Source organism: Cognatiluteimonas telluris, from assembly GCF_011320095.1.
In the GTDB taxonomy this organism is placed as follows: domain Bacteria; phylum Pseudomonadota; class Gammaproteobacteria; order Xanthomonadales; family Xanthomonadaceae; genus Cognatiluteimonas; species Cognatiluteimonas telluris.
Genome location: NZ_JAANOY010000001.1, coordinates 284,942 through 300,069 on the forward strand (window position 1 = coordinate 284,942; position 15,128 = coordinate 300,069).

General features: G+C 64.1%; 10 protein-coding genes. 5 read left to right on the forward strand and 5 right to left on the reverse strand.

Features of this window, described 5'->3' with window-relative positions; genetic code table 11:
• Positions 1 to 52: 52 nt before the first annotated feature.
• On the forward strand, positions 53 to 1,078 hold the full coding sequence (gene arsB / locus G7B67_RS01390) for an ACR3 family arsenite efflux transporter (protein ID WP_207780850.1): 1,026 nt from the start codon (positions 53 to 55) through the stop codon (positions 1,076 to 1,078).
• Positions 1,079 to 1,116: 38 nt separating this feature from the next.
• On the opposite strand, the gene mtgA is transcribed toward arsB, so the two are convergent.
• Positions 1,117 to 1,863 carry a monofunctional biosynthetic peptidoglycan transglycosylase gene (mtgA, locus tag G7B67_RS01395; RefSeq protein WP_166206633.1) on the reverse strand — a complete coding sequence of 249 codons (747 nt, stop codon included), beginning with the start codon at positions 1,861 to 1,863 and terminating at the stop codon, positions 1,117 to 1,119.
• A gap of 59 nt (positions 1,864 to 1,922) precedes the next feature.
• On the opposite strand from mtgA, the gene hslO reads away from it, so the two are divergent.
• The 4 genes from hslO (at position 1,923) to G7B67_RS01415 (ending at position 6,958) form a co-directional block, all read left to right on the forward strand.
• Complete coding sequence (gene hslO, locus G7B67_RS01400) at positions 1,923 to 2,828, forward strand: Hsp33 family molecular chaperone HslO (RefSeq protein ID WP_166206635.1); 906 nt, start codon at positions 1,923 to 1,925, stop codon at positions 2,826 to 2,828.
• Entirely contained in the window at positions 2,758 to 4,311 is a 1,554-nt protein-coding gene (locus tag G7B67_RS01405) for an aspartyl/asparaginyl beta-hydroxylase domain-containing protein (RefSeq protein WP_166206637.1), read from the forward strand. Before hslO ends, G7B67_RS01405 begins: the two co-directional genes overlap by 71 nt.
• 176 nt (positions 4,312 to 4,487) lie before the next feature.
• On the forward strand, positions 4,488 to 5,348 hold the full coding sequence (locus G7B67_RS01410) for an XOO1806 family protein (RefSeq protein ID WP_166206638.1): 861 nt from the start codon (positions 4,488 to 4,490) through the stop codon (positions 5,346 to 5,348).
• A gap of 65 nt (positions 5,349 to 5,413) precedes the next feature.
• Entirely contained in the window at positions 5,414 to 6,958 is a 1,545-nt protein-coding gene (locus G7B67_RS01415; protein WP_166206640.1) for a tetratricopeptide repeat-containing sulfotransferase family protein, read from the forward strand.
• Here the strand turns inward: G7B67_RS01415 and G7B67_RS01420 are convergent.
• From G7B67_RS01420 to G7B67_RS01435, 4 genes are all read right to left on the reverse strand, one after another.
• Positions 6,955 to 8,553, reverse strand: coding sequence for a methyltransferase regulatory domain-containing protein (locus tag G7B67_RS01420; RefSeq protein WP_166206642.1), 1,599 nt, complete (start codon positions 8,551 to 8,553; stop codon positions 6,955 to 6,957). The two genes, G7B67_RS01415 and G7B67_RS01420, sit on opposite strands and share 4 nt — an antisense overlap.
• Before the next feature lie 22 nt (positions 8,554 to 8,575).
• Positions 8,576 to 10,114: a tetratricopeptide repeat-containing sulfotransferase family protein gene (locus tag G7B67_RS01425; RefSeq protein WP_166206644.1), complete on the reverse strand. Its 1,539-nt coding sequence runs from the start codon at positions 10,112 to 10,114 to the stop codon at positions 8,576 to 8,578.
• Positions 10,115 to 10,468: 354 nt separating this feature from the next.
• Positions 10,469 to 13,147, reverse strand: coding sequence for a TonB-dependent receptor plug domain-containing protein (locus G7B67_RS01430; protein ID WP_166206646.1), 2,679 nt, complete (start codon positions 13,145 to 13,147; stop codon positions 10,469 to 10,471).
• Between the two features lie 208 nt (positions 13,148 to 13,355).
• Entirely contained in the window at positions 13,356 to 15,080 is a 1,725-nt protein-coding gene (locus G7B67_RS01435) for a phosphoenolpyruvate carboxykinase (GTP) (protein WP_425482397.1), read from the reverse strand.
• Positions 15,081 to 15,128: the final 48 nt, after the last annotated feature.

Sequence of the window (15,128 nt, forward strand, 5' to 3'; positions counted from 1 at the left end):
CCACGTGAGCCAGGCTGCCATCATCGACCCCGCGCCCGCCGCCGCGGCCGGCATCGGCTTCTTCGAACGCTACCTCACGCTGTGGGTGGGCTTGTGCATCATTGCCGGCACCCTGGTCGGACACCGGTTCCCCGGCACGTTCGAGGCCATCGCCCGCCTGGAAATCGCGCAGGTCAACCTGCCGATGGCCGGCCTGATCTGGCTGATGATCATCCCGATGCTGCTGAAGATCGACTTCGGCGCCCTGGCCGGCGTGCGCGGGCAATGGAAAGGCATCGGCGTGACGCTGTTCGTCAACTGGGCGGTGAAGCCGTTCTCGATGGCGCTGCTGGCGTGGATCTTCGTGCGCCATGTGTTCACCGCCAACCTGGCGGCTGCGCAGCTCGACTCCTACATCGCCGGCTTGATCCTGCTGGCGGCGGCGCCATGCACGGCGATGGTGTTCGTCTGGAGCCACCTGTGCGACGGCGAGCCCAATTTCACGCTGAGCCAGGTCGCGCTCAACGACGCCATCATGGTGGTGGCGTTTGCGCCGATCGTGGCGCTGCTGCTGGGGATCTCCTCGATCACGGTGCCATGGAACACGTTGCTGCTGTCGGTCGGGCTCTACATCGTGGTGCCGGTGGCGATCAGTGTCGCCCTGCGTCGCGCCCTGCTGGCGGCGGGCGGCATGGCCCGGTTGCAGGCCCTGCTGCGCAGGCTCGGCCCGGTGTCCCTGCTCGCGCTGCTGGCCACGCTGGTGCTGCTGTTCGGCTTCCAGGGACAACAGATCCTGGCCCAGCCGGCCGTCATCGCGATCCTTGCCGTCCCCATCCTGGTCCAGGTGTACTTCAATGCCGGCCTGGCGTACTGGCTCAACCGGCGGTTCGGCGTGCCGCACTGCGTGGCGGGTCCGTCCGCGCTCATCGGCGCCAGCAACTTCTTCGAGCTGGCGGTGGCCGCCGCCGTGGGCCTGTTCGGCGTGCATTCCGGCGCCGCGCTGGCCACCGTCGTCGGCGTGCTGATCGAAGTGCCGGTGATGCTGTCGATCGTGCGCATCGTCAACCGGTCGCGCGGCTGGTACGAGGCCCGCGGCTGACCGGTGCGCCAGTGGGCGTGGCGGCGGTCGCCCGCGACTCAGTGCGCGGCGCGCAGGTAACCGTCGCCCAGGTGGCGCATCTGTCGCTGGATGCCCCTGCTGCGGCGTTGCACGTAGGGCCCGGGACGGGCGGCGTTGTAGCGCCGCGGGCTGGGAAGCACTGCGGCCAGGCGCGCGCTTTCGGCTGGCGTGAGCCGACTGGCATCCTTGCCGAAGAACGTGCGAGACGCCGCCTGCGCACCGTAGACGCCATCGCCGAACTCGGCGACGTTGGCGTACATCTCCAGGATCCGGTGCTTGGGCCACAGGCTTTCGATCAGCACCGTGTACCAGGCCTCGATCCCCTTGCGCACCCAGCTGCGCCCGCTCCACAGGAACAGGTTCTTCGCCACCTGCTGGCTGATCGTGCTGGCGCCGCGGACCTTGCGCCCGCGCGCGTTGCTCGCGCGAGCCTTTCCGATCGCCTTGAAATCGAAGCCGTGGTGCACCGGGAAGTTCTGGTCCTCGGCGGCGACCAGCGCCAGCGGGAGGCTGGGCGCCATGCGATCGAGATCCCGCCAGTCGTAGGCGACGGTGCCGCCGAAATCCCCATGGACCCAGGCCGACAGCGTACGGCTGGCCATGAAGGCCGAGAACGGCGGGTCGACGAAGCGCAGGACCGCGACCTGCACAATGCTCACCCCGATCATGACGACACCCAGCAACAGGATCCGCCGCAGCCAGCGCCGCGTACGCGAATGACGGCTGGAATTGGCTTGTCTTGCGCGTTTTCGGTCCCCACTCATTGACACCATCCCCAGAAAGGCGCGTGCATTATCCATACCCGGCGCGCCAAACACCGACCATGACCCGAAAGCCACCCGACGACGACCGCAATGCCCTGACCCGCTTTCTGTTGAAGGAGGCCGGCGTGCGGGGGGTGCGCGTGTGCCTGGAGGAAACCTGGCGGCAGATCCGCGCGCGCGCCCAATATCCGGCCGCGGTCGAGGAACTGCTGGGGGAAGCATGCGCCGCGGCTGCGCTGTTCACCGGGCACGCGAAGGTGGATGGACGCCTGTCGGTCCAGTTGCGCGGCGACGGGCCACTGCGCACGCTCTTCGCCGAATGCACGGCGGCCGGCACGCTGCGCGGCATCGCGCAGTACGACGGCGACACACCACTTTCGCGCGACCTGCGCGAGCTCGGGGAAAACGCCCTGCTTGCCATCACTATCGAGAACCCGGGCGTCGGCGACCGCGAGCCTGTTCGCTACCAGGGCATCGTCGGTCTCGAATCCGACGACCTCGCAAGCGCTTTCGAAGCGTACTTCAAGCAATCCGAACAGCTGCCGACCCGATTGCTGCTCGCGGTCGACCCGGAGCGCGTCGCCGGACTGATGCTGCAGAAGCTGCCCGGCGATGCGGGCGACGAGGACGGGTGGACGCGTGCCTCAATCCTGTTCGACACGCTCAGCGCCCGCGAACTGCTGGATTGGCCGACGCAGACACTGCTGGACCGGCTGTTCCCGGAAGACACGATCGAGGTCTTCGGCAACCGGCCGCTACGCTTCGCATGCTCGTGTTCCCGCGAACGGGTCGAGTCGATGCTGCAGTCGCTGGGCGAAGAGGAAGCCTTGGCCGCCGCGGAAAGTGGCATGGCGGAAATTCATTGCGAATTCTGCGGCCAGCAGTACCGCTTCGATGCCGCACAGATCGGCGACCTGTTCCGGCCGCGTGGCGTGGAGGTCGAGCCGCCCGCGCGACTGCAGTGACAGGTCGCGTTGCCAGGCGATTGTCGAGAGAGGCCTCTTGCGGCTCGGGAGGGCCGGCAGTCCCCGGTCCAAACTTGCGAACACCGCCAGCCTGGCGGGGGGAGTCGATCGGGCATCGCCATCGCCCGCACGGAATGCCACGATGGGGGAAAATGCCGATCTTCAGCGGCTTCCCGGACAGCACCCAATGAATGCCAATACCGACTCCATGATCAGCCGCCTGATGATCGAAGGCGATCAGCTGGCCCAACGCGGCCAGGCCGTTTCCGCAGCGGTGTGCTGGCAGAAGGTGCTCGAGATCGAAGCGGATTTTCCGCCTGCACTCAACAATCTCGCCATGCAGGCGATGCACCGTGGCGACCTTTCCATGGCGCGTGACCTGCTGCAACGCGCGGTACGGGCTGCACCGGATTACACGATGGCGCACGCCAACCTGTCGCGCGTGCATTCCGAACTCGGCGACCCCGAGTCGGCGCTCTTGGCCATCGATTCAGCCATCAAGGCCGACCCCGTCGCCTGGGGTCCGCACATCGAGAAGGCCAGGCTGCTGGAAGCGAAGCACCAGCATCGCGCCGCCGCTGCTTCCTACGGCAGGGCACTCGCTTACATGCCCGAGGCCGTCCAGCAGGCCCCCGAAATGAAGCAACTCGTCGACCACGCCAGGAGCGTGCAGGTACAGAACCAGTCCGAGTTGCGGCAATTCCTGCTCGGACGCATCGGCGGCCTGATGCGCACCGGAACGCCCCGCCAGCTCGAGCGCTTCGAGCACAGCCTCGACGTGCTCACCGGAAGGCGCGACATGGCGCTGTCCAAACCACAGACGCTGCCGTTCGCACGACTGCCATCGATCCCGATCTTTCATCGCGAGGATTTCGAATGGGCGCCGGCCGTCGAAGCCGCCTTCCCGGCGATGTTGCAGGAACTGCAGTCGCTACTCGAAGAACAGGCCGAATTCGTTCCCTACGTGCAGATGCCGGATGACGAACCCAAGGGTCCATTCGAGCCGCTGAACAACAACGCGGACTGGGGAGCCTATTATTTCTGGGACAGCGGCAAACTCATCGAGGAGCATGCGGCACGCTGCCCACGGACGGTGGCGGCATTGGTGGAAAACGCACCGATGTGCATGGTTCCGGGTCGTGCGCCTGTGACATTCTTTTCCGCATTGAAGCCGGGAACGCACATCGGGGCACACAACGGCGCCACCAACAGTCGCCTGACGGTCCATATGCCGCTGATCATTCCACCGGATTGTGCGTTGCGGGTCGGCGGCGAAACGCACGTCTGGAAGCCGGGCGAGCTGGTGCTATTCGACGACACCATCCTGCACGAGGCTTGGAATTACAGCGACCGCCTGCGGGTTGTCCTGATCTTCGACGTCTGGCACCCGATGCTGACCCTCCTGGAGAGGGAGCTGGTCTGCGAGACGATCCAGGGCATCCTCGATTACAACGGCTCCAGCGACGCCTCGGGGGAGCTTTGATCAACGCCGGGCGCGCCCCGTAGGCCACTTTCCGCCCACTGGGGGCTTGGCCGCACGCGAGCCTCCTCGGGGGAGGTTCCCGGGTCGAGCCAGTTGTTAAGGAAACATAAATCGACTAAGCTCGACCTGTCTGATTTCCAGGAACTCATCGGCCCCAGACGGGTCTCATCGACGCCATGTCACGCCGCCTGTCCTTGTCGTTCGCCCTGCTCCTCGCCTTCGGCGCGGCGAGCACTGCGAGCGCCCAATCGATGCCGAGCGGCGACAAGACGGTGCTTCCTGTCTGGAACAGCGCCAGCGGCAAGGTCGAAGCCGTCCTCGTGCTCGAGCCCGCCAATGCCAGCAGTGCCGGCGGGCGCTTCCGCTTCGGCAGCAATTCGCTGGATGCAACCTTCGGCATGGATTCGGGCGACTCTCTGGCCCTGCTGTGCGACCGCAAGAGCGGTATTTCCACGGCGATCGGTAACTTGGCGAACAATTGCCTGCTCGCATCCCTCGATACCGACGGTGCTCCCCATCGCAATGTGGCCAATTCGCCCTTTTCCCATGGCGGAACCCGTATCGGCCTCGGAGTCGGCAGCGGCCGGGACACCCTGCCTTCCTGGCTCATGCCAGCCGCCGGACCGACCAGGATCGACGTGAGCGACCTGACCGTGTTTGCCCGCAAGGCATTGCCGCAGGAAGGCTACGTCTCCATCGCGGGTACGGTGGCCAAGGCGCGCCTGGTGCCCTATCTGGACGCGCAGGCCAGTGGCCTGTTGCCGAACCAGTTCACGACGCGGTCGCTGTCGCTCAGTGGAGGCATCGGGGTTTTCGGCGCCAATATCCTGGGACACGTCATCGACACCCCCGGTCAATCGAAGTGGGAGGTGCTCGGGATCGGCCTGACCTGGCGCACCCCCTGGAGTGGCCAGCTGTCCGTGGGGGCCGACAACGTCATTACCCGGGGAAAGAATCCGTTCTCCTTCCACAATTCCGACACCGGGCAAGCGGATGACGGCGCGATGCCCTACATCCGGTACGAACAGGATCTTTGACTTTGCCTACACCCGCGCCGGCGCCTTGCGACAAGGCGGCAGGGCCGTTTCCGCAGCAAAAGCTGGTGCGAGCCCGCCAACTGATCGCCGCTGGCAAGATCGCCGCGGCCCGAGCCATCAGCGACGAGATCCTCGCGGCGCATCCTGGTAACAGGCTTGCGCTGATCCAGCGTTCCCGCTTGGAATCGGCCGAGGACCACTACGTCAGCGCGCGCGGGTACGCGTTGGCGGCGCACGGTGCAGGCGCGGTCACCGACAAACTGCAATGCCTGCTCCTGTTGCGTCGACTGCGCCTGTTCAACCTCGTCGCTGAAATGCGCGAGGCGATCTCGGATCTTCCCGCGGAGATCGCCACCGACGCCGACGTGGCCATCCTGGTGGCACGGCTGTTCGGTTCGATCAACGAACCGCAAGCCGCTTTTGAATTCGCATCCCGGGCTGCGGTCGAGCATCCCGATTCGGCGGACCTGCAGGCTGCATTGGGACTGGCGCTTCTGAACCTGGGCCGATTCGACGAAGCTGAAACCCGTTTGCGTGAATGCCTTCGGATCGAGCCCGACCACGCCCCCGCGTGGTGGCAGCTGTCGCGGCTGCCGGGGGACGGGGCGGGCCGTCTTGATCTGAATGAACTAATACGTCACTTGGCTGGTGCCGATACGCCCCGGGCCGCTGCGCTGCTCGGCTTTACCCTCCATCGCGAACTCGATCGACAAGGGGATTACGCCGCCGCCAAGAACGCGCTCGCGACGGCCTGCACTTCAATGCGCAAGGTCGTGGACTACGACCCCAAGCAGGACGAGCGGTTGTTTTCGGCACTCAAATCGTTGCCGGTGGCAGCCGGCTCCCAAGGCGGATTCGAGGATGCGGCCTTCACGCCGGTGTTCATCGTCGGCATGCACCGATCGGGGACCACCCTACTGGAGCAGATGCTCGCCGGACATGGGGAAATCGCGTCGGGAGGCGAGCTCTACGACTTCACCAGCCAACTGCGGCTTGCCGCCGATCACCATTGCCCCACCGAAGTCGACCTTGCCATCGTTGAAGCCTCCGCGGACTTCGACTATGCCGCCATCGGCCGTGGCTACGCCGATTCAGTGGCTTGGCGCCTCGGTGGCAAACGGTTTCTCACCGACAAGCTTCCGTCGAACTTCCTCAATATCGGATTCATCCTGCGCGCACTGCCCAACGCGAAGATCCTGCACATGCTGCGTGATCCGATGGAGACATGCTTTTCCAACCTGCGCGAACCATTCTCGGACACGACCTGCCGCTATTCCTACGACCAACACGAACTGGCGGCCTACTACCGCCAATACTTCTCACTGATGAAGCATTGGCGGCAATGCTTTCCCGGGCGCATCCACGATGTGACCTATACGGCCCTGGCGACCAACCCAGCCGCCGAGCTCAAACGTGCCGCATCCTACCTCGGGATCGAGTACCAGCCGTCCATGCTCGAGACCGATTCCCAGGTGCGCGGTGTCAACACCGCAAGCGCGGTACAGGTCAGGCAGAAACCAAGCCTTCCGTTGCGACCGAAATGGCAGGAGTACCGCGAGTTCCTAACGCCGCTCGAGTGGCGCCTTGCGGACGTGGGCCAGCGCTTCTAAACGGAGCGCCGCAATACCGCCGCTTCGCGCATTCGCTGCAGGAAACGGGTCACGAAAACCTCTGCCTGTTCATCAGGATCGGCACCGGTCTGTTCGCCCGCATCGGAAATCGAAATGCGCCCCTCGCGGAGGGCCGTCGCGACGGTGGCCGCAAGCTTGTTGCGGTCGATCGCACCGTCGATGGTCGGAAGCAGGAGTCGTTCGGCTTCGCCGATGTCCACGCTGTCGTGCCAGACGTTCGCCACGTGGCTCTGGGAGGCATCGATGGCGTTCACTTGCCTCCGTACGATTGGATCAATGATCACGCCATCAACCTCCGCGGCGACTTCGACCGGCGCCAACCTGATCCGCGCCATACCGCGCAGGACCAGCATCTCAAGCAACTCGTCGACGGCGTCCGCAAGAATTTCCGGGGCGACCGCACCCACGTCTCCTTGCGTGAGCTGGGCATGGTGCACCAGCTCGTCACGCGTCACCGTGGCAGGCCACCTTTTTTCCAGCAATTCGATGGCGCGTTTGAGGCCGCTCAAACCGACCGTGAGATTCGCCGCATGTGAGGGCGCGGCGAATTCCTGTGGTTGTCCGTCGAACCGGATCGGACCGTCCTTGCAATAAAGATGCGCGGCGAAATTCAGGTCGCCGACCGCCTTTTCGTCCAATTGCCAGCGCAGCGTCGCCGCACGTTCTGCACGGACCAGCAACGTCTGCCGAAACGAGCGGCTGATTGCAAAATCGAGGTATTGCTCGACGCGCACCTGATCCTCGCCAAGGGCGCCATACAACTGCCGCGCCAATTCCGGACCGTAGTTGGAAGGCATCATCATCGAAGGCTGGGCTTCGCCGAGGTAGGCGAGCTGGTGGCCGCGGATGCGCTCCACGAATTCGTGGAAATAGCACGGGAGGTTGAAAGGTTCGAGGTAATCGTGGGCCAAGTAGCTGATCGGTGCACGTACGATATGCGCAAGATTTTCGTTCAGCGCCACCGCCGTCAATCCTCCTTTCGGCGCGGTTGATTGCAGGAACGCGAGCATCGAACGCCCGTAGGCCACCTGCTCGGTTGCGTTTCGGCCGGTTCCTCCATGCATGAGCATCGCGTCACGGAGGATTTCCTTGGCCTTCCAACCCGGATACGTGTTGTAGCTGACGAATGCCACGCCATTCGCCGAGAGGCACTCGCTGATGATGCGCAGAACAGCATCCTGCGCTTCCGGCGATACCCAGCTGTACACACCATGCGCGATGATGTAATCGAACTTGCCAAGCTTGGCTGGCTCGACCCCGAGAAAATCGGCCTCTTGCAATACAACGTTGTCGGCACCCAATCGGGAGATGTAGTCACGACCTTTCGTAACTTGGACGCCCGAAATATCCAGTCCGACCGCCTTCGCGGCCGGATGGCGAAGTGCGAATGGAATCAGGTTGCCTCCGGACGCGCAGCCCAGCTCCAGGACGCGCGACGTCGCCACTTCCGGGCCGGGAAGGCCGAACAGGGTCGCCACCGCCGCCAGCTGCTCGGGCGCACTGTGCAGGTAGGGGTACGAGCTGTATGGCAAGTCGTCGTAACGCGCCTTGGTCTGGTCAATCGCCGATGTCATGTTTGTTCCACTGGTAGGTCATTCATCGCAGCGCACCGAGTAGCGGCTGCAGGTATTGTTCGTAGGGCGCCCATTTCGGCACATCCCTGGCGACCACCTTGTCACGTACCTGCACGGCGCTGGCAGTCGCTACGCTCTTGCCTTCGGAATTGGGCTGCAACAGCTTCTCGGTGAAGGGGAAGCCACAGAACTCGGCGACGTTGCGCATCGTCGCTTCGGTCTTGCGGGTCAGGTCCGCGTAATTGACGTCGAGGATCCGGCCCGGGAAGCGCTGGCGCCAATGGTCCATCAGGTCGCGATACTGGTTGCTGTAATCTGCCAGTTCCAGCTGGTCGTACGAATACGGCGCTGCATTCCCGAACAGCTCACGCAGGTTCGAAAAACAGACTTCGCGCGGATCACGCGACATGTGGATGATCTTGGCCGACGGCATCGCCTGGCAGATGAAACCGACGTTCATATGATTGGGCGGCCACTTGTCGGTCAGGTAGTCATGCCCGGCCAGGCGCCAGCGAACCCCTTCCATGTACTGCCGGCCAACCTGCGCGAAGTCGATGCCGCCGGAGCGATCGACCACGATCTCGTCGGTACCACCTGGGAAAAAATGATCGGCCGCGTAGCGCATGCAAGCCGCCATGTCGTGCAACTCACCCGCATTGAGAACGCCCGGATGACCGCCCATCAATTGTTCGAGCAGCGTGGTGCCGGAACGGAACATTCCGACAATGAAAACCGGCGTGAAGCCGAATGTTCCGGGATCGAATTCGCCGACGCGTATTGCCTTGAGTTTTGAGAACAGCCGGCGATTCTCCTCCGCGCTGTATTTCTGGCTGGGCCGTTGAAGCCTGCATCCGGCTTCCAGGGCCGCAAACGCACCGGGGATATCACCGATGTCATCGAGCTCCTTGTGCATGGCGTACTGCAGCCGGGTGCGGTCCAGCACCGACAAGCCAGACCTTTGGAGGGTGCGCCGGATCGCGTCGATGTGGTTGTTGTCGGCAGTCCACTTGCGGACTTGCGCCAACGTCCAATAGACGTTTGGTTTGTCCTGCTCGCTGCGCAGGGCCGCTTCAAGATCTTCCTGCGCCGAATCGAAATCCCCCAGGAAGATCTCCATCTGCGCGCGCGCCACGCGCAAGGATGCCATTTGCGGATCCCAGCGAATGGCCCTGCTGATGAACTCGATCGCCTGCTCCTGATCGCCGCTCCAGCTCAGCTGGGCAGACACCAGCTGCAGGGTGCGCGGGTCGGCCATTTCGCGAAGAAAGGGCGACTGGTCGATGTAGTCGCGCAACGCGCTTGTCTCTTCGAAGTGCCGCAGGCACAACAAGACGCTGGGCGCGAGGGCGGGCTTGCCGGCAGCGGCAGCCAGCGCACGAAGCGCGAGATCGCGACCGCGCCGGTAATGGCCGGAACGTGCCTCGACATTCGACAGGTGCAATAGCGCCTCCGCATCTTCCGCGGACTCGAGCACTTTCCGGTAATGCAGCGTGGCGCCTGCCATGTCCCGCGCGGCAACCGACCGGCGAGCCTGGGAAAGCAATTCTTGGATATTGGACATCGCCACTCGTGCCGGGGGGTTATCGAAAACGCGCGCATATTCTAGCCGCAACAGGCCCGCTTTCCCGGCTCCCGGGCCAACTCCCGGCCCCTCGGTGAAAACCCATGGAGCCGACATGGATGGTCCAATCGAGCCATCACGCGTCGCCGGAGCTTGCGTCAATCCGGGCGCATCCCATTGAACCGCGACGATGTCGCACTGCGACATCCGTCGGTGCATCCGGCTACGTGCCTTCTGATTCGTGCAAGTGATCGTCGGGAGACAGGGAGCAAGGCCGGATTGCGAACCTGCACGTCGCCGCGCGCAAAAAAAAGGGGCCCCGAAAGGGGCCCCTCGATATCGCAAGAACAACGATTACCAAGTCTGGCTGTAGCGGAAGTAAATCTGACGACCGTAGCCCCAGTACAGCCCCTGGTTGTAATACGGGGGCGTGAAGGCGAACTGGTCGAGACGCGGCTCCTTGTTCGTCACGTTGATGGCGCCGATGGTGATCTTGCCGTTCCACGGCATCTTCATCGTGGCCGAGACGTCGTGGGTCATGTAGTAGCTCTTGCACGACAGCGAGTTCGAGTAGCCGTAGTCCACGCCGGCCTGGCAAGCATTGGCATAGCCGTAGTCGGCCAGGAGTTCAGTGGTGTACGACGGGGTCTGCTGCATGGCATTGATCGTCCACACCAGCGAGAAGTCACCCTTCTCCCACTGGTTGGTCAACGTCGCGCGCCACTTCGGCGCATCCGTCGTTCCGATCTGGTCGGAGGGAGCAGTACCGGGGCTACCACTGACTTCAAATTTGCGGATGTAGCTCGCCTGCAGGTTGTTCTTCAGCGTGCCGAAGCTGCCCAGGTCGAACTTGGTCGCGGCATTGAAGTCGAAGCCGTCGGTGTTGATGAAGCCCTCGTTGGCATAACCCGCACGGACCTGCACGATCGCGCCGTTGGACGGGTCACGAATGACGAACAGGTTCGAGGGCAGGAACTGGCCAAGCCTGGTGCGGTTGACGACTTCCTGGCTCGAGAAGAACTTGACCTGGTTGGTCAGCTTGATGTTGTAGTAATCCAACTTCATGCTCAGCCAGTCGGTCGGGTCATACACCACGCCCGCGCTCCACTGCTTGGACTTCTCCGCCTGCAGATCCGGGGTCGCCACGCGCAGGCCGTCGATCTGGACGCCCTTGGTCGGGTCCAGGCCGAACGCAATAGCGGTCGGTCCGTCGATGACGGTGTCGGCGGAGAACGCAGGCTCCGAGTTCAGGATCGTCAGCGGCGGTGCGCGGAAACCTTCGCCGTAGCTCGCGCGCAGGGTCAGGTTGTCCATCGGGTGGAAGCGCACCGAGATCTTCGGAACCGACGACGTGCCGAAATCCGAGTAGTTGTCGTAGCGGTAAGCCACGTCGGCCTCGAACCAGTTGGTGAACGGCAGCAGCCACTCGGCGTACATCGAGTTGAAGTTGCGGCTACCGGCACTCGAGTTACCCGAGGATCCACCGATGTTGCCGGCCGACGACTGCGCATCGTAGATGTCGGCGAAGTTCTGCTTGTGGTGTTCGACGCCGACCGCCAGGCCGGAGGTGCCACCGGCAAGGTCGAACACGTCGATGCTGGCCAATGCGTACAGCTCGTCTTCGTTGAAGTGCGAGTCGCGCGTGGTGGTGGCGCGGATCGCATCCAGCACGTCCGGATCGTTGTTGATCGGATCGACGATGTCGTAGGTGCCGTCCTGGATCAACTGGGTCGCGATCGGCACGTTGACGTAGTTGTAGCCGAAGTTGGTGTAACCCGAATGGGCGCGACGAACGCCGAAGTCCAGCGACGTGCTGTCGTTGACCTGCCAGTTGAAGCCGATGTTCGCGTCCACCGTGGTGGTCGTGTCGAAGTTGTCGCGCGGACCGAGCGCGGCAAAACGATGCTTCAGCACCGTGTCGGTGTTCACGCCGGTGCCATTGATCTCGCCGGTGTGATTGTTCGGGCTGTCGGCCGGGATGAAGATGCCGTGGTCGGCGAGCGCCGGTGCGAAGCGGCCGAAGCTGGCGACCTGCGTCACGCTGGTGTTCATGTAGACCGACCAGTCGTCATTGATCTGGTAGTCGCCCTTCAGGAACAGACCCTTCTGCTTGAGCTGCGCCGTGTCCGCCGCGAAGACGTTGTAGTCGTACCGGCAGAAATTATTCCCGTCGAGGTAGAAGCCCGGGTTGGTGCAACCGCCCGGAACCGGTCCGATCTGGCCGCCGTAGCTCACGTCACCCGTCACCGGGTTGACGGCCGGCGTGGTGTAGTTGTTGGCGAACGACGACGGACCGCGGAAGCCTTCCATCCACGGCTTGTCTTTGACGTACGAAATGTCGCGGTTGTTGTAGGAGACTCCACCCAGCAGGCGACCCTTGTCGCTGGAGGCGCCCATCAGCAACGAGCCTTCCTCGGTGTCGCCACCCCAGTTGCCCGAGCCCATGCCCACAGTGGCTTCAACGCCGTTGAAGTCCTTGCGGGTGATGATGTTGACCACGCCGCCGATCGCGTCGGCGCCGTAAATGGCCGATGCGCCGTCGGACAGGATCTCAACGCGCTCGACCGCGGCCAGCGGGATCGAGTTGAGGTCGGCACCGGCCTCGCTGAACTGCGGCGACAGCGGCGCACGGCGGCCGTCGATCAGGATCAGCGAACGACCGCCACCCAAGCCACGCAGGCTGAGTTCCGACATCGACTGGGCCGAGCTGCCCGAGGTCGGCTTGTTGGAACCGAACGAGTTGAAGGTGGAGTTCTGCAGCAGGTCGGCGACGGTGGTCTTGCCGCTGACTTCAATGTCCTTGCGGGTGATCACGGTGACCGGCAGCGCACCTTCGACCTCGGCGCGCTTGATGCGCGAACCCGTGACTTCGATGCGGTCCAGCGTGGTGGACTTGGTGTCCTGGGTGGTGTCGGTGGTGGTGGTATCCGTGCTCTGGGCGTCCTGGGCAAAGGCATTGCCCGCCACCAGAGACACAGAGCCCGCAAGCAACGCTAGGCGAATCGCCTGGGGCAACATTTTACGATCGGTCATCTTCTCTCTCCGAACCATGACGGTTGAATTTAAAGACCGGCCCTGGTGGGCCTGGCCTGGGGTCAGGCGCAAATCAGACGCGGCTGCCGACCGAAGGGTAACGCAATTTTTACGTACAGGAAACAATAAGGGCCGCGATCGGTGACGCGGCCCCAAAACGCTTTTGATATCAGCTGGTTACGGCTTCGGCGAGGGTGCGGGTGACCCCCTAGCGCGGTTCCATCTGGGCCGCGATGGATGAACGGACCGCCTTCAGGGCGGCGGGAAGGCGGGCGCCATAGCCGTCCAGGTACTCGCCGATGGACGCGAACTCCGAGCGCCAGCCGGGCGCATCGAATCCGAACAGCTTGGACCGGGCTTCGTCCGAGAGCGGGACGTCGTCGATGTGAAGATCGCCTTCACGCGGCAGGTTGCCGATCGGAGTCTCCACCGCGCCCGCCCGGCCCTCCACGCGCTCGATCATCCACTCCAGCACGCGCAGGTTGTCGCCGAAGCCCGGCCACAGGAACTTGCCATCGTCGCCCTTGCGGAACCAGTTGACGTGGAAGACCTTCGGCAGCTTCGCACCGGGTTTGTCGAACGACAGCCAGTGCGCGAAGTAGTCCGCGAAGTTGTAGCCACAGAAGGGCTTCATCGCCATCGGGTCACGGCGCATCACGCCGACCGCTCCGGTCGCGGCGGCGGTCGTCTCCGAGCCCATCGCGGCGCCGACGAGCACGCCATGCGCCCAGTCGCGCGCCTCGAACACCAGCGGCACCAGCGAAGCGCGCCGGCCGCCAAAGACGATCGCGGAAATCGGAACCCCCTGCGCGTCCTCGGCCATCGGCGACCAGCTCGGACATTGCCGCGCGCTCACGGTGAAGCGCGAGTTTGGATGCGCGGCGGGACGCTTCGCCGGGTCGTAGGGCTCGCCGCGCCAGTCGGTGACCGGCACCTGGCCGTTGTCGATGCCTTCCCACCATGGCTGGTTGTCGGCGGTGAGGCCGACGTTGGTGAAGATGGTGTCGTGCTGGATCGTCGCCAGCGCGTTGGGGTTGGATTTCTGCGACGTGCCCGGCGCGACCCCGAAGAACCCGGCCTCCGGGTTGATCGCGTACAGGCGGCCGTCGGCGCCGGGGCGCATCCAGCAGATGTCGTCGCCGATGGTCGTGACCTTCCAGCCATCGCGGCGATAGCCTTCCGGCGGGATCAGCATCGCCAGGTTGGTCTTGCCGCAGGCCGACGGGAACGCCGCGGCGATGTAATGGGTTTCACCCTGCGGATTCTCGATGCCGAGGATCAGCATGTGCTCGGCCAGCCAGCCCTCGCCGCGCGCCTGGTGGGAGGCGATGCGCAGCGCGTGGCATTTCTTGCCCAGCAGGGCGTTGCCGCCGTAACCCGAACCGTAGGACTTGATCGTCAGTTCTTCCGGGAAATGCATGATGAAGCGGCGGTTGGGATCCAGCTCGCCGGTCGAATGCAGGCCGCGCACGAAGCGGCCTTCACGCTCGATCCGCGCCAGTGCCGGTGCGCCCATCCGGGTCATGATCCGCATGTTGGCGACCACGTACGGCGAATCGGTGATCTCCACCCCGCAACGCGACAGCGGCGAGCCGATCGGGCCCATGCAATAGGGAATCACGTACATCGTGCGGCCGCGCATGCAGCCTTCGAACAGGCTGTCCATCTGCGCGTGGCCGTCGGCCGGCGCCATCCAGTGGTTGTTGGGACCGGCGTCGTCGCGCTCGCTGGTGCAGACGAAGGTCAGGTGTTCGACGCGGGCGACGTCGTCCGGATGCGAGCGGTGCAGCCAGCTGCGCGGATGGGTCTGGGGATTGAGCGGGATGAGGGTGCCGTCGGCCTCCATCTGCGTCGTCAGCGCAGCGAATTCGCTGTCGCTGCCGTCGCACCAGTGGATGCGGTCGGGCTGGGTCAGCAGCGCGACCTGCAGCACCCACTGGTTGAGCGATTCCAGGCCGCTACCGTTCGCCTGCGTGGTGAC